The sequence below is a fragment of the Arthrobacter saudimassiliensis genome, from assembly GCF_059090665.1.
Genome location: NZ_JBNHFX010000003.1, coordinates 381,293 through 402,655 on the forward strand (window position 1 = coordinate 381,293; position 21,363 = coordinate 402,655).

The 21,363-nt window shown below is 70.8% G+C and carries 23 protein-coding genes; 13 read left to right on the forward strand and 10 right to left on the reverse strand.

What is annotated here, in order from left to right:
- Window positions 1–51: 51 nt before the first annotated feature.
- Entirely contained in the window at window positions 52–1,146 is a 1,095-nt protein-coding gene (locus AC5RV6_RS12975) for a Gfo/Idh/MocA family protein (RefSeq protein WP_494007733.1), read from the forward strand.
- A gap of 69 nt (window positions 1,147–1,215) precedes the next feature.
- Here the strand turns inward: AC5RV6_RS12975 and AC5RV6_RS12980 are convergent, their stop codons facing one another.
- Genes AC5RV6_RS12980 through AC5RV6_RS12995 form a run of 4 tightly spaced genes read right to left on the reverse strand, consistent with a single transcriptional unit; the run spans window position 1,216 to window position 3,416 of the window.
- Window positions 1,216–1,488, reverse strand: coding sequence for a hypothetical protein (locus tag AC5RV6_RS12980; protein ID WP_494007734.1), 273 nt, complete (start codon window positions 1,486–1,488; stop codon window positions 1,216–1,218).
- Between the two features lie 34 nt (window positions 1,489–1,522).
- Entirely contained in the window at window positions 1,523–2,119 is a 597-nt protein-coding gene (locus AC5RV6_RS12985) for a DUF3618 domain-containing protein (RefSeq protein WP_494007735.1), read from the reverse strand.
- Entirely contained in the window at window positions 2,116–2,538 is a 423-nt protein-coding gene (locus AC5RV6_RS12990) for a phage holin family protein (protein ID WP_494007736.1), read from the reverse strand. Before AC5RV6_RS12990 ends, AC5RV6_RS12985 begins: the two co-directional genes overlap by 4 nt.
- Window positions 2,535–3,416, reverse strand: coding sequence for a hypothetical protein (locus tag AC5RV6_RS12995; protein ID WP_494007737.1), 882 nt, complete (start codon window positions 3,414–3,416; stop codon window positions 2,535–2,537). Before AC5RV6_RS12995 ends, AC5RV6_RS12990 begins: the two co-directional genes overlap by 4 nt.
- Window positions 3,417–3,641: 225 nt before the next feature.
- Between AC5RV6_RS12995 and AC5RV6_RS13000 the strand changes: the two genes are divergently transcribed.
- Window positions 3,642–5,111, forward strand: coding sequence for a glutamate-cysteine ligase family protein (locus AC5RV6_RS13000; RefSeq protein ID WP_494007738.1), 1,470 nt, complete (start codon window positions 3,642–3,644; stop codon window positions 5,109–5,111).
- A gap of 171 nt (window positions 5,112–5,282) precedes the next feature.
- On the forward strand, window positions 5,283–5,843 hold the full coding sequence (locus tag AC5RV6_RS13005; protein WP_494007739.1) for an Hsp20/alpha crystallin family protein: 561 nt from the start codon (window positions 5,283–5,285) through the stop codon (window positions 5,841–5,843).
- 104 nt (window positions 5,844–5,947) lie between these two features.
- On the opposite strand, the gene AC5RV6_RS13010 is transcribed toward AC5RV6_RS13005, so the two are convergent.
- The 3 genes from AC5RV6_RS13010 to purH all read right to left on the reverse strand — a co-directional run bounded on the left by AC5RV6_RS13010 (window position 5,948) and on the right by purH (window position 10,060).
- A complete protein-coding gene (locus AC5RV6_RS13010) occupies window positions 5,948–6,934 on the reverse strand; it encodes a bile acid:sodium symporter family protein (protein ID WP_494007740.1) in 987 nt (328 codons plus the stop codon).
- 119 nt (window positions 6,935–7,053) lie between these two features.
- Entirely contained in the window at window positions 7,054–8,274 is a 1,221-nt protein-coding gene (locus AC5RV6_RS13015; RefSeq protein ID WP_494007741.1) for an NADP-dependent isocitrate dehydrogenase, read from the reverse strand.
- Between the two features lie 184 nt (window positions 8,275–8,458).
- Complete coding sequence (gene purH, locus AC5RV6_RS13020; RefSeq protein WP_494007742.1) at window positions 8,459–10,060, reverse strand: bifunctional phosphoribosylaminoimidazolecarboxamide formyltransferase/IMP cyclohydrolase; 1,602 nt, start codon at window positions 10,058–10,060, stop codon at window positions 8,459–8,461.
- Window positions 10,061–10,335: 275 nt separating this feature from the next.
- On the opposite strand from purH, the gene AC5RV6_RS13025 reads away from it, so the two are divergent.
- The 8 genes from AC5RV6_RS13025 (at window position 10,336) to AC5RV6_RS13060 (ending at window position 17,414) form a co-directional block, all read left to right on the forward strand.
- Window positions 10,336–11,154 (forward strand): hypothetical protein, encoded by an 819-nt coding sequence (locus AC5RV6_RS13025; protein WP_494007743.1) that lies wholly within the window; start codon window positions 10,336–10,338, stop codon window positions 11,152–11,154.
- 82 nt (window positions 11,155–11,236) lie between these two features.
- Window positions 11,237–12,859, forward strand: a complete 1,623-nt coding sequence (locus AC5RV6_RS13030) for an AAA family ATPase (RefSeq protein WP_494007744.1) — start codon at window positions 11,237–11,239, stop codon at window positions 12,857–12,859.
- Between the two features lie 31 nt (window positions 12,860–12,890).
- A complete protein-coding gene (locus AC5RV6_RS13035; protein ID WP_494007745.1) occupies window positions 12,891–13,103 on the forward strand; it encodes a DUF2997 domain-containing protein in 213 nt (70 codons plus the stop codon).
- A complete protein-coding gene (locus AC5RV6_RS13040) occupies window positions 13,084–13,929 on the forward strand; it encodes a 4Fe-4S single cluster domain-containing protein (protein WP_494007746.1) in 846 nt (281 codons plus the stop codon). The genes AC5RV6_RS13035 and AC5RV6_RS13040 overlap by 20 nt, the downstream gene beginning before the upstream one ends.
- The gene (locus tag AC5RV6_RS13045) at window positions 13,926–14,405 is read left to right on the forward strand and encodes a hypothetical protein (protein ID WP_494007747.1); all 480 of its coding nucleotides are present in this window, start codon (window positions 13,926–13,928) and stop codon (window positions 14,403–14,405) included. Before AC5RV6_RS13040 ends, AC5RV6_RS13045 begins: the two co-directional genes overlap by 4 nt.
- A complete protein-coding gene (locus AC5RV6_RS13050) occupies window positions 14,392–15,186 on the forward strand; it encodes a ComEA family DNA-binding protein (RefSeq protein ID WP_494007748.1) in 795 nt (264 codons plus the stop codon). Before AC5RV6_RS13045 ends, AC5RV6_RS13050 begins: the two co-directional genes overlap by 14 nt.
- A complete protein-coding gene (locus AC5RV6_RS13055; RefSeq protein WP_494007749.1) occupies window positions 15,186–15,974 on the forward strand; it encodes a ComEA family DNA-binding protein in 789 nt (262 codons plus the stop codon). Before AC5RV6_RS13050 ends, AC5RV6_RS13055 begins: the two co-directional genes overlap by 1 nt.
- Window positions 15,975–16,061: 87 nt before the next feature.
- Window positions 16,062–17,414: an MFS transporter gene (locus tag AC5RV6_RS13060; protein ID WP_494007750.1), complete on the forward strand. Its 1,353-nt coding sequence runs from the start codon at window positions 16,062–16,064 to the stop codon at window positions 17,412–17,414.
- 30 nt (window positions 17,415–17,444) lie between these two features.
- Here the strand turns inward: AC5RV6_RS13060 and purN are convergent, their stop codons facing one another.
- Window positions 17,445–18,023 (reverse strand): phosphoribosylglycinamide formyltransferase, encoded by a 579-nt coding sequence (gene purN, locus AC5RV6_RS13065; protein WP_494007751.1) that lies wholly within the window; start codon window positions 18,021–18,023, stop codon window positions 17,445–17,447.
- A 39-nt stretch (window positions 18,024–18,062) separates the two neighbouring features.
- Here purN and AC5RV6_RS13070 point away from each other — a divergent pair, with 39 nt between their 5' ends.
- Entirely contained in the window at window positions 18,063–18,491 is a 429-nt protein-coding gene (locus tag AC5RV6_RS13070; RefSeq protein ID WP_494007752.1) for a hypothetical protein, read from the forward strand.
- Between the two features lie 42 nt (window positions 18,492–18,533).
- Here AC5RV6_RS13070 and AC5RV6_RS13075 read toward each other — a convergent pair whose 3' ends face one another.
- Both AC5RV6_RS13075 and AC5RV6_RS13080 read right to left on the reverse strand, forming a co-directional pair.
- Window positions 18,534–19,817, reverse strand: a complete 1,284-nt coding sequence (locus tag AC5RV6_RS13075; protein WP_494007753.1) for a cell division protein PerM — start codon at window positions 19,815–19,817, stop codon at window positions 18,534–18,536.
- Window positions 19,818–19,941: 124 nt separating this feature from the next.
- A complete protein-coding gene (locus AC5RV6_RS13080) occupies window positions 19,942–20,694 on the reverse strand; it encodes a TSUP family transporter (RefSeq protein ID WP_494007754.1) in 753 nt (250 codons plus the stop codon).
- A gap of 22 nt (window positions 20,695–20,716) precedes the next feature.
- Between AC5RV6_RS13080 and AC5RV6_RS13085 the strand changes: the two genes are divergently transcribed.
- Window positions 20,717–21,358 (forward strand): DUF1684 domain-containing protein, encoded by a 642-nt coding sequence (locus AC5RV6_RS13085; RefSeq protein ID WP_494007755.1) that lies wholly within the window; start codon window positions 20,717–20,719, stop codon window positions 21,356–21,358.
- The last annotated feature ends 5 nt before the right edge of the window (window positions 21,359–21,363 follow it).

Here is a 21,363-nt window from a genome sequence, read left to right on the forward strand (position 1 = left end):
GGGCGCACAATGAGTGAAGCCGGTGTCCAGGAGAAAGCGAAGTCAACGACGATGTACGCGCAAACACGCATCCCCACCCCTCCCTGCGTCCTGCCGGGAGCCCCCAGCCCCGTCCAGGCCACCGGACGGACCCTGCGATGGGGCGTGGTCGCCACCGGCGGGATCGCCGGCCGGGTCACCGAGGACATCGCGCGGCTGGAGGACGCCGTCCTGCAGGCGGTGAGCTCACGCAGCCGTGCCAATGCCGAGGAGTTCGCAGAACGCTTCGGTTTCGCCCGCGCCTACTATGACGGCCCCGAGGGGAAGGGCTACTCACGGCTCTTCGAGGACCCGGACGTGGACGTCGTCTACATAGCGGCGCCGCACGGCCAGCATTACGAGATCGCGCGCGAAGCGATCGAGGCAGGCAAGCACGTGCTCTGCGAAAAGTCGCTGACCATCAACGCCCGGGAAGCGGAGGACCTGGTCGCCCTGGCCGAAGCGCGGCAGGTCTTCCTCATGGAGGCCGTCTGGACCCGGTTCCTTCCCTGCATCAACCGGATCTGGGACATCATCGCCTCCGGCGAGCTGGGCGAGATCCGCTGGGTGCAGGCGGATCTGGGTTTCCCCGCACCCTATGATCCGGCCAGCCGGCTGTGGAATCCGGCGGCCGGCGGCGGCGCCCTGCTGGACCTGACCGTCTACCCGCTGACCCTCGCCGTCGGGGCCCTGGGCTTCCCCGACGAAGTCCGCGCCGTCGGCGTCCTGAACCAGGACGGGGTGGACGTGCAGAACGCCCTCACCTTCACCTACGCTTCCGGTGCCATCGCACAGCTCATGTCGTCCCTGGCGGCGTCGGGTCCGCGGACCGCCACGATCAGCGGCACCGCCGGGTGGCTGAGGACCGGCGCGCCGCTGCACAACCCGGTCGAGCTCACAGTCGCCCCGCACGGCGGACGTGAACGGGTGGAGCGTTTCCCGCAGGTCGGCAACGGTTACACCTACGAGGTCCGCGAAGTGACCCGCTGCGTCCAGGATGGACTGCTGGAGAGCCCCACCATGCCCTGGTCGGAATCCGTGCGGACCCTGCAGCTGTTCGACACGGTGCGCGCCGACCTGGGAGTCCGGTATCCCAACGACGAGGCCCTGCCGGCGCGCAGCGCCTGACGGGCCGGCAGACGAAACGGCGGGGCCGCAGCCAAAGCTGCGGCCCCGCCGTCGTCCCGCGTGAGTCTCCTAGACGGGGCTGCCGCCCGGATGGGGCTCCGTGGCACCGCCGTCGGCTCCGGGAACCGGAGGGAGCTTATCCTCCTCGGTCCGCCGGTCCGGCCCGGAGATTTCGGCGAAATTATCGATGGTGGGCTCCGCGTCGTCGCTGTCGGCACCCGCACCCGCGTTGGCCGGGGCGCCGGCGCCGGCGCTGCCTGACGCTCCCGCTGCCGTCTCAGCCGCCTCGGCCTCAGGGCCGCCGGACGCAGGCTCTTCGGTGTGTTCGGTCCGTTCCGTCATGCTGCCTCCTGTCGTGGGTCCGTTGGGCGCCGCGCTAGGAGCCGCGGACGTCGTCGGCGGCGCCGGCCGCGTGGTCACGCACCTCGGACGCCGCGGACTGTCCTTCGCCGCGAACCGTGTCCGCGGCACCCGCTGCGGTTTCCTTCACGTTCTCCATGGCTTCCTGGGCCGGTTCCTTCAGGCCCTCGGCCACTTCCCGCGCGGCGTCGGCGAGCTGCCCGGTCATGGGCTCCGCCGCCGTCTTCAGGTTGTCGGCCGCCTCGCGTTCCTTCTCGCTTGCCGGAATCAGGGACGCGGCCAGCAGTCCGGCGCCGAAGGCGATCAATCCGGCGGCCAGCGGGTTGCCCTGGGCCTTGTCCGCCGCCCGCCGCGGAACCCCCGCGACGGCGTCGGAGGCCTGGGACAGGCTGTCCTGGGCGTTGGCGGCCTGGCCCTGCACCGAATCACTCATGTCTGACGCCTTTCCCATGACCTTGTCCTTCGCGCCGAATACGGCGTCCCTCACCTTGTCCTTCTGGCGGTTCACCACGTTGGACGGGGTGACCTTATCCGCGACGGCGTCCACATTGGTTCCGAGCCGGCGTCGGGTCTCTTCGATCTCGGCACGGATGGCATCCGGGTTTTCGCTCATGGTGTCTCCTCGTTCGGCTTGAGGGTCGGGGGAATCTCCTGGAGTGTCTGCTGGGTCTGGGGCATGCCGCGGACCGCTTTGAGTTCCGTCCGCCCGCGGGCGGCGAGAACGGCGGCGACGATGGCCCAGATGACGGCCACGATCACGGCGGACCAGCCCAGGCCCAGCCAGAGCCCAAGGGCCCACCACAGGGCGACGGAGAGGAACAGGAGCACAAACCAGCCGGCGACCGCGGCGCCGGTCAGCAGGCCCGCTCCCTTGCCGGCGCGGCCGGTGGTCTGCTTCAGCTCGGCTTTCGCCAGTTCCAGCTCCTGGCGCATCAGCGTGGACATGTCCTGGCTGACCTGGCCCAGCAGGTCACCCAGGGAGGTTGTCTCCGCCTTCTGCTGGGCGGCGGTGGGAGGTACTTCCGAACTCATGAGTGCCGACCGCCTGCGTAGGGGTCAACGGGGCCGCGGTCAGCGGGCAGCGTCGGCGGGAGCAGGTCCTCGGGCACCCGGTGCTGCGGCGACGGCGGCTCGGGGAAGCCGTGAGTTCCGTCGGCAGGGGGAACGGGAGCAGGCGGCACGGGAGCAGCACCGGCCGGACCGGCGCCGGCTGCCGGAGCGGGAGGTACCGGCGGCACCGCCGGGCCCGGCGGCGTCGGAGGCGTGGCCGGTGCGGCGGCGGGCGGCACGGCGGGCGCGGCCGGAATGGAGGCAGTGGGAGCCGAGGGCTGCGCGGCGCCGGAGTCGGGGGCCCCGGCACTCAGGCTCTTCGTCAGCCGGCCGGCGAGCAGTCCGGCGCCGGCGGCGAGGGCGAGGAAGGCTCCCGGGCGGCGTCGGGCAAAGTCCTTGACCTCGCTGACAAGGGAGCCGGGATCCCTGCCGTCCAGCCATGAAGCTGCTGAGGAGGTACGGTCGGCGACCTGGCGGACCAGGTCCGCGGCGACGCCGGGCTGCTCGGACGAGCGCGCCATGCTCTGCAGCTCATTGGCCACCGAGCGCAGGCCCTCGGCCACCTTCTGCTGCTGGGCGCCGGCCTGCTCGGTCAGGTCCGAGCGGGCCTGGTCATACAGGTCCCTGGCGTTGGTCTTGACCTCGGAGGCGACTTCCGCCGCCTGTTCCTTGGCGGTGGAGGTAACCTGCTGGGCGCTGTCCGCAGCGTGCTGGGCGACGTCGCCGGCCTGCGCCTTCGCGGCCTCGGCCTGCTGCTTCACAGCCTCGGTGCGGGACTGGCCTTCGGCGCCGTCAGTGGTGTCTGCCGGCAGCGGTGCCGCTGCGTGGCTTCCCTGGCCGGGATTGGCGTTCTCTGTCATCTTCGCCCTTTCTCGTCAAACGACTGCATCTGGGATTCCGATGTTCCGGTGGGATGATCATAAGCACACTTATGATCATCCGGGCAACTCGCACGCCTCGATCCCCGGCCCGGCCTGCGGGCAGCGCGGCTCGTCCCGGGGCGGCCGAGAACCGGAGGCCGGCGGACGCATTTCCGGTCCCCGGAACGCTATACATTCCCTTGCCCGCCGTGGTTATCTTCATCCATGGGCGCGGAAGTCAACAGCAGGGAATTCAGCCGTGAGCAGCGGACCCGGTACCGGCAGCGGCTGCTGGAGAACCTCGACCGTTTTGCCAGGTTCCTGGGCACGGCCGATTTCGCGGATTCGGCCTGCATCGGGCTTGAGCTGGAGTTGAACCTCATTAACAAGGACGGCTCCCCCGCCATGCGCAACGACGCCGTCCTGGACCGGATCGCCGATCCGGCCTTCCAGACGGAGATCGGCGCCTTCAACATTGAGATGAACCACCCCGCCCTCGCGATCGCCGGTGACGGACTGCAGCGCCTCGAGGACAGCCTGCGCAGTCAGCTGAACCGGGCCGAGGATCAGGCGTCGGGCCTGGAGACGGGGATCCTGATGGTGGGTATCCTGCCTACCCTCCGGCCGGAAATCCTTACCACGGACGAATGGCTCAGCAGCGGCCACCGCTACGCCGCCCTCAACACGTCGGTGCTCCAGGCCCGCGGCGAGGACGTGCTGCTGAACCTGACCGGACCGGAAACCCTGTCCTTCTATGCCGCCAGCATTGCACCGGAGGCCGCCTGCACCTCGGTCCAGCTGCACCTGGAGCTCCGGCCGGAGGAGTTCGCGCCGGCTTGGAACGCGGCCCAGGTGATCGCCGCTCCCCAGGTGGCCCTGGCCGCCAACTCTCCGGTCTTCCTGGAGCGCCTGCTCTGGCAGGAGACACGGATCGAGCTGTTCAAGCAGGCCATCGACACCCGCCCTCCGGAGATGCGCAATCAGGGTGTCCGCCCCCGGGTCTGGTTCGGCGAACGGTGGATCACCTCAATCTTCGACCTGTTCGAGGAGAACGTCCGCTATTTTCCCGCCCTCCTGCCCGAGCTTTCGGACAACTCCGGCGTCCACACGGAGGCCGGGGCTCCCCTGCTTCCCGAGCTGAGGCTGCACAACGGAACCGTGTACCGCTGGAACCGGCCGATTTACGACCCGGGAGGCCAGGTGCCGAACCTCCGGCTGGAGAACCGGGTGCTGCCGGCCGGGCCGACAGTCCTGGACGTGGTGGCGAATGCGGCCTTCTTCTACGGGCTGATGCGGGTGATGCGCACCTCGGAGCGGCCGGTGTGGACGCGCATGGCGTTCAAGACCGCCACCGAGAACTTCCTGGCCTGCGCCCGGCGCGGACTGGCGGCGTCGGTGTACTGGCCGGGCATTGGAGAGATCCCGGTGGCGGAGCTGATCCTCCGTCACCTGCTGCCCGAGGCGGAGCGTGGGCTGCGCGAACTGGGCGTGGACGATGCCTTGGTGGACCGGTACCTGGGCGTGCTCCGTGAACGGACCCGCACCGAGCGCAACGGCGCCGCGTGGCAGTCCGAGACGGTCCTGGCGCTGGAGGCGGAGGGAATGGACCGCCCCGATGCCCTGGCGGAGATGACCCGCCGCTACCGGGAGCTTATGCACAGCAACGACCCGGTCCACCTGTGGCCCATGGCATGATTTCCGTTCCGGCGCCGGGCGTTTTTGGTGCGGAGTCTGGCACTCTACCCACCCGAGTGCTAACGTTATTGCCATCTTGAGCCCCTTGGACTCAAGTTATCGACCCTTCTGCAGCGCTAAGAACTACCACCGGCCCGACCGGCGGGCGGTGTGAACAAGGAGTTGATGACAATGGCCATGAAATTCGATCCGTTCCGGGAACTCGACCGGATGGCGGGCGCCCTCCTGGATCCCCGCCAGCGGTTGCGGCTGATGCCCATAGACCTGTACCGGCAGGGCGACCACTACATTCTCAACGCCGATCTGCCCGGCATCGATCCCGGCTCCGTGGACGTCGACGTGGACGGGCAGCTGCTGACGATCCGCGCCGAGCGGACCATCAATGTGCCCGACGGCGCGACCTGGCTGACCCGCGAGCGGGAATCCGGCACCTTCCTGCGGCAGCTGAACCTCGGCCAGGGCATCGATATCGACAACATCTCCGCACGTTACGAAAACGGCGTGCTGAGCGTGCATATCCCGGTGTCGGAGCGGGCCAAGCCGCGGAAGATCGAGGTCTCGGCGTCCTACAAGGACGGCCAGACCATTTCCGGCTCGGCCACCAGCGAACCGGCGTCGGTCAGCAGCAGCTCCTCCTCGGGCAGCGGCATGTCCTCCGGCGGATCCGGGTCCATGGGCGGGGGCTCCGAAGGCGGCTCCGGCTCAGCCGGAACCCCGGGATCGGGCAGCTGAGGACGGAAACCGGCGCAGTGACACACTGATGCGCTGATTACGGCAGGGGGCCGGGGCGAATGCACATGCTTTCCCCCGGCTCCTGCCGTGTCCGGCCGCCGGACTCAGCGTGGAGCGGGTTCCTCCACCTGGGCCGCGGCGCCGCTGCGTCGCCAGATGGCGGCCATCAGGGCGCCGGAGACGTTGTGCCACACGGAGAACACCGCGCCCGGCAGCGCCGCCTCGGGGGCGAAGTAGGTCTTGGCCAGCCCGGCTGCCAGCCCCGAGTTCTGCATGCCGACCTCCACCGCCATCGTGCGGCGGGACGGCACCGGCAGCCGGAAGGCCTTGGCCGCGCCGTAGCCCAGCGCATAGCCCAGCCCGTTGTGCAGCACCACGGCGAGCAGGATCAGCAGGCCGGCGCTGAAGATCGCCTCGGCGCTGCCGGCGACGACGGCGATCACCACGAAGGTGATCGCTGCCACCGAGACCCAGGGCAGGACGGGCAGGACGCGGTTCACCAGACGCGGCGCCAGCGCGCGGGCGGCCAGCCCCAGGACCACCGGAACCAGCACGATCTGCACGATCGACAAAGCCATGGACGCCGGGTCCACGGGCAGGTACTGTCCGGCCAGCCAGAGAGTGAGCAGCGGGGTGAACAACGGGGCCAGCAGCGTGGACACGCTGGTCATGGCCACTGACAGGGCGACGTTTCCGCGGGCCAGGTAGGTCACGACGTTGGAGGCGGTGCCGCCCGGTGCGCAGCCGACGAGAATGACCCCGGCGGCCAGGGCCGGCGGCAGTCCCAGGGCGGCGGAGATCGCCCAGCCGAGCAGGGGCATGATCAGGTATTGCGCCAGTACTCCGAGGAGCACGGGAAGGGGCTGGCGGACCACGAGCCCGAAGTCCGGCAGGGTCAGGGTCAGGCCCATGCCGAACATGATGAGCATCAGGCCCGGGTTGATGAACGGGGACAGCCCGGTGAAGGGCTCCGGAAAGAACAGGGCCACCGCTCCTCCGGCCAGGATGAGCAGGGGGAAGAGCGTGACGGCCACCCGGGCGCTGCGTTCCTCGGCGCGGCGGGCGGTCTCCGCAGGCTGGTTCGTTGGCATCCCCATATGCTGGCACCGCACCCGGGGGCCTGCGACTTTGTTACGGGCGCGTTAACGCCGTTCGGCGCGGCCCCTTCCACGGGGCCGCGCCGAACGCGGTTGCACTGATCCGAACGGATCTAGCCCAGGCGGGCCTTGAGGTTCTCGTCCAGTGCGGCGAGGAAGTCCTCGGTGGTGAGCCATTCCTGGTCCTTGCCCACGAGCAGGGCCAGGTCCTTGGTCATCTTGCCGGACTCGACGGTCTTGACGACGACGTCTTCCAGGGTCTCGGCGAAGTTGATGACCTCGGGGGTGTTGTCCAGCTTGCCGCGGTGCATCAGGCCGCGGGTCCACGCGAAGATCGAGGCGATCGGGTTGGTGGAGGTGGGCTTGCCCTGCTGGTGCTGGCGGTAGTGGCGGGTGACCGTGCCGTGGGCTGCTTCAGCCTCGACGGTCTTGCCGTCCGGGGTCATCAGCACGGAGGTCATCAGGCCGAGCGAGCCGAAGCCCTGGGCCACGGTGTCGGACTGGACGTCGCCGTCGTAGTTCTTGCAGGCCCAGACGTAGCCGCCCTCCCACTTCATGGCCGAGGCGACCATGTCGTCGATCAGGCGGTGCTCGTAGGTCAGGCCGGCGGCTTCGAACTGGTCCTTGAACTCGTTGTCGAAGACCTCCTGGAACAGGTCCTTGAACTGGCCGTCGTAGGCCTTCAGGATCGTGTTCTTGGTGGAGAGGTACACCGGGTAGTTACGCTGCAGGCCGTAGGCGAAGGAAGCGCGGGCGAAGTCCTTGATGGACTCGTTGAAGTTGTACATGCCCATCGCCACGCCGCCCTCTTCGGGGTAGGTGACGACCTGCTGCTTGATCTCCTCGCCGCCGTCGGCGGGAGTGTAGGTCAGCGTCAGGGTACCGGCGCCGGGAACCTTGAAGTTGGTGGCCTTGTACTGGTCGCCGTGGGCGTGGCGGCCGATGATGATCGGCTTGTTCCAGCCCGGAACCAGGCGCGGGATGTTGGAGATGATGATCGGCTCGCGGAAGACCACGCCGCCGAGGATGTTGCGGATGGTGCCGTTCGGGGAGACCCACATCTTCTTCAGGCCGAATTCCTCGACCCGGGCCTCATCCGGGGTGATGGTGGCGCACTTGACGCCGACGCCGTGTTCCTTGATGGCGTTCGCGGCGTCGATGGTGACCTGGTCGTTGGTCGCGTCGCGGTTCTGGATGGAGAGGTCGTAGTACTTCAGGTCTACGTCCAGGTACGGGTTGATCAGGCGGTCCTTAATGAACTGCCAGATGATGCGGGTCATCTCGTCGCCGTCGAGCTCGACGACGGAGCCTACGACCTTGATCTTCTCAGCCACACATACTCCTAGTGTGATTCGTGGGCCCCGGACATGACTTTTGGCATGACGGAGCCCGTCCATTCTTGGTCTGGTTTCTGCCTCAACTATGCCACAGCGCACGTTTGCGCCCCTAAACCGGGTCGCCGTCGAACGCCGGATTGCGGCGGGCGGGGCGGGCCCGCGGCCCGCCCCGCCGAACCGCTTAGTGGAAGAAGTGGCGGGCGCCGGTGAAGTACATGGTGATGCCGGCGGCCTGCGCGGCGTCGATGACCTCCTGGTCCCGCACCGAACCACCGGGCTGGACGACGGCGCGCACGCCGGCGTCGATCAGGATCTGCAGTCCGTCGGCAAAGGGGAAGAAGGCGTCCGACGCCGCCACCGAGCCGCGGGCGCGGTCGGCGCCGTCGGGCCCCAGCGTGTTGGCCCGCTCCACGGCGAGGCGGCAGGAATCCACCCGGTTGACCTGGCCCATGCCCACGCCCACCGATGCCCCGTCGCGGGCCAGCAGGATGGCGTTGGACTTGGCGGCGCGCACCGCGCGCCAGGCGAACGCGAGGTCCGCCAGTTCGGCGTCGTCGGCTGCCGGCCCGCTGGCCAGGGTCCAGTTCGCCGGGTCATCGCCCTCGGCCTGCAGCGCGTCACGCTTCTGCACGAGCATGCCGCCGGAGACCTGCCGGAGCTCGGCGTCGATCTTCCCGTACCCCTCCGGCAGGGCGAGCAGGCGGATGTTCTTCTTGGCGGAGAGGATCTGCACCGCTTCCGGTTCGAAGTCCGGCGCGATGACCACTTCGGTGAAGATGTCCTTGACGGACTCGGCCATGCCGGCGGTGACGGTGCGGTTCGCGGCGATCACGCCGCCGAAGGCCGAGACCGGATCGCAGGCGTGGGCCTTCCGGTGGGCGTCGGCGATGGGGTCCGCGGCGCCGGGAGTCGCGACGGCGACCCCGCACGGGTTGGCGTGCTTGATGATCGCCACGGCCGGCTCGTCAAAGTCGAAGGCGGCGCGCAGGGCGGCATCGGCGTCGACGTAGTTGTTGTAGGACATGGCCTTGCCGTGCAGCTGGTCGGCCTGCGCGATGCCCGGCGCCGCGGCCTTGTCCACGTAGAGGGCGGCGTCCTGGTGCGGGTTCTCGCCGTAGCGCAGCACCTCGGAGCGTTCCAGCGCCAGGCCGGCGTAGGGCGGCCAGGCGCCGTCGCCGCCGAACTGCTCGGCGGTCCAGGTCGCGACGGCGGTGTCGTAGGCGGCGGTGTGGGCGAACGCGTCGGCGGCGAGGCGGCGGCGCTGGCCCAGCGTGAAGCCGCCTTCGGCCGCGGCGGCCACGACGTCGCCGTAGCGGGCCGGATCGACCACGACCGCGACGGAGGGGTGGTTCTTGGCGGCGGCGCGCACCATCGAGGGGCCGCCGATGTCGATCTGCTCCACGACCTCGTCCTGGCCGGCGCCCGAGGCCACGGTCTCGACGAACGGGTAGAGGTTCACCACCACCAGGTCAAAGGCCTCGATGCCCAGCGCCTCGAGCTGCTCCACATGGTCGGCGCGGCGGCGGTCTGCCAGGATGCCGGCGTGCACCCGGGGATGCAGCGTCTTGACCCGCCCGTCCAGGCATTCCTCAAAGCCGGTCACTTCGGCGACCTCGGTGACCGCGACGCCTGCCGCCGCAATCTGCTTCGCGGTGGAACCGGTGGAGACGATGCTGACGCCGGCAGCGGCCAGGCCCGTGGCGAGCTCGGTGAGCCCCGTCTTGTCATAGACCGAAATCAGGGCCCGGCGGATGGGAACACGGTCAAGGGGGGCGTTGTTCACGAAGGCACTCCAGATGATGGGGTTCGGCGATACGGACCCTCCGGCGCCTCGGATCGGGGCCGGGCGGGCCTGGGGCCAGTCTATGCCGGGGGCGGCGGCGGGCTGCAGGCCGCCGGTAACAGAACCGCGGCCGGCGGTCTCAATTGCCGCCCCGCCGGGGGGCCGGTCATGCGGCACCGCCCGGGGCACGCGGTCGGCGGGAACGACGGCGTCGGCCGGGTACTCTTCCTGAAGCGGATTCCCTGTGCGTCCGCAATCGCATGAAGGAGGAAGGCATGGACCCGGCGAACAGGCGGATGCGCCGCTTTTCCATCGGCACCTCGCTGGCCGGGGTGCTGATACTGGCCGCCCTGGTCCTGCTGCCCGGCCCCCGGTCCGTAATCTCCTCCGCTGCGGGCGCGGTGGGCTGGCGGGTCGCCGCGCCCGGCACGCTGCCCGCCCCCTGGGTGGAACCCGGCTACGCCCGGACACCGGCGCCCGAACGCACCGACGACGGGTATCGGTGGGCAGCAGGCGGGCGGGCGGTGCTGACCCTGCCAAAGGAACTGACCGGCTCCGGGTCCGCGCCGCTGCCCGTCCGGGTCGTCATCGAGACCGACTCCGCCACCCGCGTCAGCTGGATCGAGCCCTCCCCCGAGGGCCCCGTGCGCCACACGCTGGACGAGAACTATGACGGGTTCTGGGAGCCGGATCCGCGGCTGGCCCTGCTGCCCCGGGGCGTGGACACCCTCTACGTGGAGGCCGGCGGGGACTGGAGCATCGACATGATGACCCTCGAACCGATCCCGGTCACCGCCGTTCCGGTCGATGAGGAGATGAGGTTCCTCGGGGAGGACTTTGAGTACTTTGCCCGGGGAGAAGGCCCGGGCGTGGTGCGTTCCGAAGACTGCAGCCTCACCCCCGTCTGGGACTGGTCGCAGTTTGGTCCGGAGCAGGACCTTCCGTACATGGCCCTGTACCACGAGGACGAGGACGGGCTTCTGGTGACGGTCGACTCCGAGCGGGATCTGGGGTGCAGCCGGAACCCCGGGCCTGTCTGGGTGCACGTCGACACCCCGGACACCTGGGGACTGGAGTTTCTCCGGATGCCGTAAGGCGGGGTTCGCAGCCGCGAACGCGCCGTGTTTCACGGCCGGCGGGCGTTACAGTTGTGACGCAATGACATGAGGGGGGGCAATGGGATTCGCTGAGGACTTTGAGCAGGCGCTGAAGGCACGGGTGCCGGTGGTCTATATCCAGACCCACGAGGAGACCCGGCTGCACGCCGATGTGCTCGCGGTGGCGGAGCGGCAGCTCAGCCCGCGGCCGGTCTGGACCTGGAACGCCGGCGACGGCCTGGTGTCCCCGGACGACGGCGGGCGCGGGAACACCGCGGCCCCGGCCCGCGCGCTGGAAGCCGTGCTGGGCAGCGACGATGCCGGAATCTTCGTGTTCTTCGACCTGCATGCCTTCTTCGGCACCGACCAGCGTCCCGCGGATCCCGAGGTCGTCCGCCGGGTCCGCGACGTCGCCGCCGCCTTTCGCACCGGGGAGCAGCCGCGGCTGCTGGTGATCAGCGGCCCCGTCCTGCGGATTCCGCCGGAGCTGGAAAAGACCGTGGCCATCCTGGACTTCCCGCTTCCGGGCCGCGCCGAGATCGCCGCCCTGCTGGACACCATGATCGAACAGAACGGCGCGGCGATCAGCGTGCAGCTGGAGGCCGATGACAAGGAAGACCTGGTCCAGGCGGCCCTGGGACTCACCATGGCCGAGGCCGAGAACGCCTTCGCCCGCGCCATGGTCAACGACGGCCGGCTGGAAGCGGAGGATGTCGCCGTCGTCCTGCAGGAGAAGCGGCAGGCGGTGCGCAAGTCCGGCTCCCTGGAGTACGTGGACGCCGGAATCGACCTCGACCAGGTGGGCGGGCTCAACAACCTCAAACGGTGGCTGGCGCGGCGGCAGCGCTCCTGGCTGGGCGAGGCCGAGGAGTTCGGGCTGCCCTCGCCCAAGGGGGTCCTGATCACCGGCGTGCCCGGCTGCGGCAAGTCCCTCACCGCCAAGGCCACCGCGGCCTCCTGGGGGCTGCCGCTCCTGCGGCTGGACATCGGCAAGGTGTTCGCCGGGCTGGTCGGCTCGAGCGAACAGAACATGCGCAGCGCCCTGGCCACGGCGGAGGCCATCTCGCCGTGCGTGCTGTGGATCGACGAAATTGAAAAGGGTTTCTCCGGCACCGCCTCCGACGGCGACTCCGGCACCACGGCCCGGGTCTTCGCCTCCTTCCTGACCTGGATGCAGGAGAAGCGCCATCCCGTCTTCGTGGTGGCCACCGCCAACAACATCGACCGGCTGCCCGCGGAGTTCCTGCGGAAGGGACGCTTCGATGAGATCTTCTTCGTCGACCTGCCCACGGACACCGAGCGGGAGGTGATCTGGGAGCTGCAGGCCCGCAGCCGCGCCACGCCGGCCAACGGACTGGAGGGCGCCGCGACCGACCCGGCACTCCTGCGGACCCTGGTCGCCGCCAGCCAGGGCTACTCCGGCGCGGAGATCGAGCAGGCCGTGATCGCCGCGCTCTACGACGCCTTCGCCGAGCACCGCCGGGTCGCCCCGGAGGACCTGGAACGGGCCGTCCTCAACACGGTTCCCCTCTCCGTGACCCAGGCCGAGGAGATCGCGCGAATCCGGGCCTGGGCCCAGCTGCGCGCCGTCGGCGCCACCTCCCGGGAGGACCTGGACGCCGAGGCGGCCCCGCCCGCCGCCGTCGCGGCCGCCGCGCCGGCCGGCCCCGCCGGACGCGGCGGACGCACCGTGGATTTCTAGCGTCACCCCGGCAGGCAAGGAGAGGAACCGAATGGACCGCAGGCAGCTGATCGTGAGCGTACGCCCCGACGGAACCGTGGGCGCCGAGACCCGCAACATCTACGGTGACGAGTGCCTCGACTTCATCACCGTCCTCGAGGACCTGCTGGACGCCGAAACGCAGTCCAGCAGCTACACCGAGGACCATGTACGCAGCCGCACGGAAACCCACACCGCCGTCCGCAATGACCACACATCTTCCTGACCCGGTCCGCCGTGGAAGCGGCGCGCGGCCCGGCCCCGCGCCCTGGAACAGCTCACCGCCGGCCCCGGCCGGCGCACACACCGTGCGCTATGCCCGCTTCCTGCCGGCCACTGATGCCGAAGGCCCGGGGACGCGTTCGGCGCTGTGGCTCCAGGGCTGCGGCATCCGCTGTCCCGGGTGCTTCAATCCGCATCTGTGGACCAGCCGCGGCGGCATGGAGGCCGCGGCGGAGGATCTGGCCCGCAGCTTCGCGGAGCAGGCCCTCCGGGCCGGCGCCGAGGGGTTGACCCTGCTGGGCGGGGAACCGTTTGAACAGGCCGCCGGTGCCGCCGTCATCGCGGCAGGATTCCGGTCCGCCGGCCTGGGCGTCATGACCTTCACCGGGTACACGCACGCGGATCTGGTGCGCTGGGCCCGGGAACGGCCCGACATCGCCGCGCTGCTGGACGCCACCGATCTGCTCGCCGACGGACCGTACCTGGCCGACCGCCCGGATCGTCAGCGGCCCTGGATCGGCTCGACCAACCAGGGGCTGACGGCGCTCACCCCGCGCTACCGTGAGCGGATTCCGGCCGCGTGGGGCGCCCCGGGCGCGGCCCCGGATGCCCTCCGGGACGCAGCCCCGGGGGCCGGCCCGGTCTCCGCCGGCGACCGGCTGGAAGTGCGGATCAGCCCCGCCGGCACCGTCGAGGTCAACGGGTGGGCCGAATCCGCGCAGCTCGAATACCTGCTGGAGGGCCTGCGCCGCCCGGCTCCCCCGCCTTCGGGCCCGCCCGGCGGCGCCGCGAACGCATCATCCACCCACCTATCGAAAGAGGCATCATGAGCGTCTCCCTCGTGCTCGTCCCGGCGGTCCTGGCCGGGCTGCCCGCCGTGATCGGAGCCGCCGCGAACCTGCGCGGCGCCGTATCTGACGCCGCGGCGCGGGGCCCGGAGCCGCATGAGGTCCGGGTGCGGACCCGCATGAAGGACATCGGGCTGCTGACCGCGGCCGCGGACCAGACCGGCGGCATCATCCGGGAAACCGGGGACCACCGCCTCATGGTCGAGTGGCCCGGGATCACGGCGGCCTTCACCCGCGACCAGGAGGGCATCTGGAGCGCCCACCTTGACGGTCCCGACGCCGGCGCCGAAGCCGCCGTCGAGCTCCTGCAGCGGCTCGACGGCGCGTACGCACGGCAGGTCCAGCAGGCACTCGTCCAGCGGCTGAAGGAGCGCGTCGACGGCGCCGGGCTGCAGCTGCAGTCCGAAAAGGTGGAGGAGGACGAGACGGTGACGCTGGTCCTGAATGTCCGCAGCTGACACCGCGGCCGGCATGCCTGCTCCGGACACCGCCGCCCCGCCCGTCCCGACACCCGGCTGGCTGCTGGTGCGCAGCGCCTGGCTGGCCGGGCCGGTGTTCAGCGCCGGGCTGCTCACCGGGCCGCTGCTGCTGGTCCTCGGCCGGCGTGCCGGGCTGCCCCGGTTCCTCTGGCTGGGCGGGTTCTACACCGCCGCCCTGGTGCCGGCCTTCCTGATGAGCGTGGAGGCCGGACCGATCATGCGGACGGTCCTCTGGGTCATCGGCTCGCTGCACTGCCTCGCCCTCAATCCGCAGTGGCTGCGCAGCCGGTGGCAGGCCCAGGGTGGAACGTCCCGCTCCCCGCGCGACGACGGCGCCTCCGCCGCCCGGGCGGCGGGGCACAGCGGACCGGCAGCCGAGCTGCTTGCCGACCCCGCGCTGCAGCCTGACACGTACTTCGCCGGCGCCGCCCCGTCCGGCGGGCGCCGCCCGGCGGACGCCGCCGGGAGGAAGTCCGCGCCGGCGTCCGGCCGGTCCGGCTCCGTCGTCGACGTCAACTCGGCGTCGGAGAAGGAGCTGATGGACCTGCCCGGCATTGGGCGCACACTCGCTGCCCGCGCCGTTGAGCGCCGCAGCGAAGAACCGTTCTCCTCCCTGCAGGACTTCGGCAACCGCGTGGGCCTGGGCCCGCGCAGGCTTGACCGGCTGAGGGGCGCCGTCAGTTTCGGCCCCGCGCCCGACGTCGGCCCCGCCGGTGCGGAGCGGACCGCTCCCGTCTTCGGCCGGAGGGTGGATTACTGATGTCCAACGACGCCGGCACCCGCCGAAGTCGCCGGGCGGCGATGGAAGCCGCCCCCTGGCCGGAGGAACCGCCCACCGCCTGGAAGGCATGGGAAAGCCTGTGGGTGCTCCTGTGCGCGGGATCCTTCGGTTTCGCAGGCCCGTGGATCCTGTTGTGGGTCTCCACCCGGGCCCGCCGCTTCCCCTGGGTGCTGATCGCCGTCCTGTTCTGCGCAGCCTATGTCACCGCATTCTGGATGATGGACACCGGCGGCCTGGTCAGCCGGGACGGTTTCTACTGGTTCATCTTCCTGTGCTGGATCGGCACCACGGCCTTCGCCGTGCACGTGAATCCGGAGTACTTGAGCATTAAGTGGCAGCGCCGCGGGGCCAGGCGCGCCGGCGCCCGGCACAGCAGCCACCGGCCCTCCGTCCACCGTTCCGGTGCCGGGTCCCGGCCCGGATCCGGTACCCGCCGCCCGGCTGCGGCCGGCACCGAGCGGACCCTCCCCGAGGAGTCAGCCGCAGCGCCGCGGACAGCTTCGGGCGGTGCTCCCCGCGACGACGGGGCCGCCGTCGACATTAACTCCGCAGGAGTCGCGGAGCTTGCCGCGCTGCCGGGCCTCACGCCCGATCTGGCGCGCCGGGCCGTGGAGCTGCGCCGGGAGCGCGGGCCGTTCCGCTCCGTGGAGCAGTTCGCTGCCGATCTCTCGCTGCAGCCCCACGTCTACGCAAGGCTGCGCGGGCGGCTGGCCTGCCGCACGAAGCCGCAGGCGCCGCCCGCCTTCGGCCGCCGCGTGGATTACTGACCCGGGACGGCCCGGGCCGGAAACAGCCGCACAGCAGAGTAAAGTGACAGCCGACCTGTCCTCCCGCCGCCCGAAAGCCCACTGCCCATGACGACATCCCAGCTCCTGCCCACCGGCGACCAGGTGGTGCAGGACCTGCCCTGGCGCTGGCGTGTCCAGGGCCGCATCTTCCTCATCGGCGGCCTCGGTTTCATGTTCGACGCATGGGACGTGACGCTCAACGGGGTCCTCATTCCGCTGCTCTCCGACCACTGGGACCTCGTTCCCGCCCAGGCGGCCTGGATCGGGACCGCCAATCTGCTGGGCATGGCCATCGGAGCCTTCGTCTGGGGCTCGATCGCCGACCTGATCGGCCGCAAGGCGGCCTTTTCGGCAACGCTGCTCGTGTTTTCCGTCTTCACCGTGGCCGGAGCCTTCGCCCCGGACATCGCCTGGTTCTGCGTCTTCCGGTTCCTGGCCGGCTTCGGGCTGGGCGGATGCGTGCCCGTTGACTATGCCCTGGTGGGCGAATTTACGCCCCGCCGCCAGCGTGGCCGGGTGCTGGCGGCGATGGACGGATGGTGGCCGGTGGGTGCGGCGCTGTGCGGCGCCGTCTCCGCCCTGATCATGGCGACGGTCGCCGACTGGCGCTGGACCATGCTGATCATGGTCCTGCCGGCCCTGCTGGTGTTCTGGGTGCGCCGTTCCGTCCCCGAATCGCCGCTCTTCCTGGTGCGGCGGGGCCGGACGGAGGAGGCCCGCGCCGTCATCGACGGGCTGGTCCGCGCCACCGGCGCCGAAGAGCGGCCCTGGCGGATGCCCGACGCCGCTCCCGCCGAACGGGTCGGGCCGGCGGCCCTGGGCCGTCAGCTCTCCGAGCTGTGGCGCTGGAACTGGAAGGTCACCGGGGTGGCCTGGGCGCTGTTCATGACCATCCTGCTGGTGTACTACCTCGCGAACCAGTGGATGCCGAAGATCCTGGTGGATGCCGGTTTTGCGGTGTCCGCCGCGTTCCTCACCACCTCCGTCATGGCGGCCGCCGGGCTGGTCGGCGTGGTCGTGGCGACCCTGCTCGTGGACCGGTTCGGCCGCAAACCGGTGCTGGGCCTTTCGGCACCGGCCGCCGCGGGGCTGCTGATCGTGCTGGGGCTGGTCACGGACGTGCCCGCTGCCGTGGTGGCCTGCGTGGTCGTCTTCGGAGTGGTCATCCAGGTGGCCATCCCGGTGCTGTACACCTATGTCTCGGAGCTGTATCCGACCCACCTGCGCGCCGCGGGGTTCGGCTGGGCGTCCACGGCCTCCCGGGTTGCCGCCGGGTTCGGCCCGCTGCTGTTCGTTTCCGTGCTCTGGCCCTACCTGGGCCTGCCGCTGTCCTTCGCGCTGGCCGCGGGCCTGGTGCTGCTGGCCGTGCTGTGGATGGCCCGGAGCGCCCCGGAGACCCGCGAGGCGGCGCTGTCCTAGCTGCCCGGCCGGATCGGCCGGACGGCCGGTTCAGGAAGCCGGCAGCCCGTCGGCCGCGAACCGGGCCAGGGTTTCGATCAGCAGCCGCCGCTCCTGGACCTTGATCCGCTCGTGCAGGCTTTCCTCGGTGTCCCCGTCGCGGACCTCGACGGCGGCCTGCGCGATGATCGGGCCGGTGTCCACCCCGGCGTCGGCCCAGTGCACGGTGCAGCCGGTGACCTTCACCCCGTAGGCCAGCGCGTCCCGCACGCCGTGCGCGCCCGGGAAGGAGGGCAGCAGCGCCGGATGGGTGTTCAGGTAGTGGCCGGCGAAGGTGTCGATGAAGTCCGCATCCACTATCCGCATGAACCCCGAGGACAGCACCACGTCCGGCCGGTACGAGGCGACCTGTGCGGTCAGGGCCCGGTTCCATTCGGCCCGGTCGGCGTAGTCGCGGAAGTTCACCACGAAGGTTTCGCAGCCGGCGTCGGCCGCCCGCTGCACCCCGCCGGTGCCGTGCCGGTCCGCGCCCACCGCCGCGATTTCCACGTCCAGGCTGCCCTCCGTCACGGCGTCGAGGACCGCCTGGAGGTTGGACCCGGTGCCGGAAACGAGGACCACGATGCGCATGCGTCAACCTTAGGCGAGCCCGTCGCCTACCCTTAAACCATGACCGCACCCGGCCAGACTCCGCCGCCCGCCCGCCCTTCGGCCCCTCGCCGTCCTCCCGAGGACCAGGCGCGGGAGGCCCGCAACTACCTCGGTTTGTTCACGCTGCTGGTCCTGGGGCTGGCCCTTTCCAGCAACCTCGTGCTGCCGTGGAAGCTGGTGCCGCTGGTGCTCGGCGTTGCGGCGCTCGTGATCGGGATCATGACGCTGGTCAAGCTGGTCCGCCTGAAGTCGCGGCCGCTGCTGACGGTCACCACGGTGCTGCTGCTGGGCATGAGCGCCATGATGACGCTGCTGATGGCCGTCATGGTCGCCGCGTGGCCGCTGACCGCGTCCTGGGAGCAGTGCCGTACCGGCGCGCTGACGCTGCAGGCGCAGGAGGCGTGCGACGCCGAGTTGAGCGAGTCCGCCGGCGTCAGCATGCCCTGAGGCCTTTACAGGCCTGACGCCGCGCCGGCCCCGGTGAGGCGGCTACCGCTTCTCCCGCTCCAGCCAGGGACCGGCCGCGTACCCGATGACCACGCCCACCGCGACCTCCGCGGCGATCAGCAGCCCGGTCCACAGCGGGTCCGGCCCGAGCTCGGTGAAACGCCCGATTCCCAGTGAACCGCGGCTGACCAGGGCCGCCGCCGCCGCCAGCAGGCCGCTGACCAGCCCCACCAGGATGCCCAGCACCACGGTGGAGGCCGGGGCGGTGAACCAGCGGGCATGGATGCGGATGGAGAGCCATTCATCGAAGTGGTTCTCGCCCTCGCGCAGGAACCACCAGCCGGCCAGCACCCCGGCCAGCACCGGCAGCAGCAGGACGGCATACCCGTATTCGAGGGTCCCGCCGGGCAGCGCGGCAAGCACCGGCACCGCCGGGAGCGGGCCGACGGCGGTCTCCAGGGGGCTGACGCCGCTGCCGACACCAAGCGCGAATCCTGCGCCCGAGGACCAGCCCAGCGCCCAGCCCACGAAGTTGGGCATCAGGCCCAGCTGGGCCACCGTCAGCACGACGCCGCCGATCAGCCCGGCGTCCAGGTGCTGGTAGACGGTGGCCACCTCGGCCCAGTGCAGGCCCAGGCAGACGGCCAGCAGCGCCGCCGCCAGCCCCACCGCGGCAACGGCGCCCACGGTTCCGGCACGCACGACCGCCCACAGATAGGAGCCCGCCCAGCGCGAATGCTGGCTGGTGCGGGAGACCCAGGCGGCCACGTCCACACCGAAGAGCCGTTCCCAGGACCCGGCTTCCCGCCGCAGGCCGATGACCAGCCCCAGCCCGGAGGCCAGCAGGGGCACCAGCGCCCCCGCCACCGGCGAGATGCTGACCTCAGCGTTGGAGGAGAACCAGGCGGTGACGCCGCCGGCCGCCGCATAGATGCCGAGCGCGCCAAGCAGCGCCTGCCAGAGCTGGTCCGTGTAGCTGGCGCGGGCCAGGCGGCGCCCGGCCCGCCAGGCCAGGAAGAACGGCAGCAGGGTCAGGCCGAGCGGAACCAGCGAGAGCAGGCCGGAGGCCGCCTCGGGCGCGACTTCTCCCGGGGCGAAGGTCAGGGTCAGCGGTACACCGTGGATCAGCAGCCAGGCCTGCCCGGCCAGGCGGGCCAGTGAGCCGAAGTCCCGGTCGGTGAATCCGTCGGCAAACCAGACGCCGGTCAGCGGCAGCACGACCACCAGGGCGGAGATCACGGCGGCCTGGCCAAGCTCGAAGGCGCCCTGCAGCCACAGCGGCATGGGTAGAACGCCCGGCCCCTTGGGGCGGGTAAAGAGTTTCATCCCCTCTATCGTGCCACCAGCGGCCCGGCCCGCGGTTGAGGAGGCCGGCGTGAGTTCCACATCCGCCTTCCCCGGCGGAACCACGGCAGCCGGCGCCGGCTGCCGCCGGCCGCCGCCCGGGCGGTCAGCCCGCCAGGTCCAGGATGCCCTTGATCAGGGCCGCGCCGGCGCCGAAGAACGCGAAGACGATCACGGCGGCGCGGGCCTGCTCATCCCGGATCCGGCGCTGGAGCCGTTCACCGGCGTAGATGCCGCCGACGATCATCAGGATGATCAGCGCCCAGGCCCAGGGCGCGAACGGGGGCATGTGCCCGGGGTCCAGCGAGAGCTTGGTGGCGAGCGTGACCGCCGCGATCGAGACGAAGAAGGGCTGCAGCGTCGCGGCGAACGGCCGCTGCGGCCAGCGCGACAGCAGCGCATAGGCGCTGACGGAGGGCCCGCCGACGCCGGCGACGGCGTTGGTCACTCCCGAGGTGAAACCCGCGACGACCTTGGCGGTGTTGCCCCTGACGACCACGCTGGTGCGGGTCAGCAGCAGCGAGATGGACAGGGCCGCCAGCACGACCGACCCGACGATGACCGCCATCGGCGCGGCGGGCAGGTAGACCGCCGCCACGGAGGCCGGGATGCTGCCCAGCACCGCGGGAATCACCAGCCACCGGAACATGCTCCAGTCCACGTCCCGGTACACCCGGAACAGAATCAGCAGCGAGGAAACCATTCCGCACACGTTCACCATCAGCACCCCGCCGTGGGCGCCCAGGATGATGACCAGGAACGGTGAAATCAACAGCGCAAAGCCAAGGCCCGCGATCCGCTGCGCCATGGCGCCCAGGAAAATCGCCGCCAGCACAATGATCAGCAGTCCCACACTCACCAGCACATCCTAGGCTGGTTCCATGGTTTCCCCGCTTTTGGCACTTCACACGGCCGACTGGCGCCTGCGCGTCTTCGGGCTCTACGCCCGGGTGCGCGAGGCCGCCGCGGACTCCCCGCCGGCGGCCCACCGGATCTGGTGCGAGGGGCGGAACCGGCTCTTCGCCGACCATCCGGCGTCGCCCCTCTCCCCCGCGGCCCGCGCGGACTTCGGGGGCCTCGCCGTCGCGCCCTATGATCCGGAACTGCGCGTGCAGGCGGTGCCCGACGACGACGGCGCGGGCCAGGTGCGCGAGGTCCGCACCGGCACCGACGGCACCGTCCGGTTTGAGCGGCTGGGCACGCTGGCGGCCGACGGCGTCGGCCGGGTGGCGCTGTGGCGCCTGGCCGCGTACGGCGGCGGGCTGTTCCTGCCCCTGCATGACGGCAGCTCCGGCCGGCCCGCAGATGAGGGCGGCAGCTACGGCGGCGGCCGGTACCTGCTGGACACGGTCAAGGGGGCGTTCCTGGGCGCCGGCGCCCGGGAGGGCTCGCTGATCCTGGACTTCAACTTCCTGTACAACCCCTCCTGCGCCTACGACCCGGCCTGGGCCTGTCCCCTGCCGGGGCCGGAAAACCGGGTGCAGGCCCGGCTGACGGCCGGAGAGCTGGCCGCGGAATACTGAGCCCG